Source organism: Oceanospirillum sediminis, assembly GCF_014164585.1.
GTDB lineage: Bacteria > Pseudomonadota > Gammaproteobacteria > Pseudomonadales > Halomonadaceae > Oceanospirillum > Oceanospirillum sediminis.
On sequence record NZ_JACJFM010000110.1, the window covers coordinates 1 to 497 of the forward strand.

Consider the following 497-nt stretch of genomic DNA (forward strand, 5'->3'; position numbering starts at 1 on the left):
GCAATGGTTTTTGCCGCATCAAACCCGCCTTTGTGACCAAATGTTACAATACCACTTTGGCCTTTTGGTAAGTATTTTTTGGCTAAAGCGTTGTACTTACTACTTTCTAAACCTGGATAGTTTACCCAAGCCACTTCGTCTTGCGCTTCTAACCATTTTGCCAATTCTAAAGCATTTTCACTATGTTGCTTGATTCTAACTGGCAATGTTTCTAAACCTTGAATAATGTTGAAAGCATTTGTTGGACTCATAGCACCGCCAAAATCACGCAATCCTTCCAAAATTAATTTAAAGGTGTAAGATGCTGCACCTAAAGTTTCATGATATTTTAAACCGTGATACCCTGCTGAAGGCTCTGTAAATTCAGGGAATTTTCCATTAGCCCAATCAAACGTTCCTGCATCAATAATTGCACCTCCCAGTGATGTTCCTTGTCCGCCAATATATTTCGTCAAAGAGTGAATAACTATATTCGCTCCGTGCTTAATCGGGTTTAA

Annotated in this window: 1 protein-coding gene; it reads right to left on the bottom strand. The window is 39.0% G+C overall.

Translation table 11 applies throughout. The features are described from left to right. On the bottom strand, positions 1-497 hold a 497-nt coding region (locus H4O21_RS28060), incomplete at both ends, for a PLP-dependent transferase (RefSeq protein ID WP_182812432.1).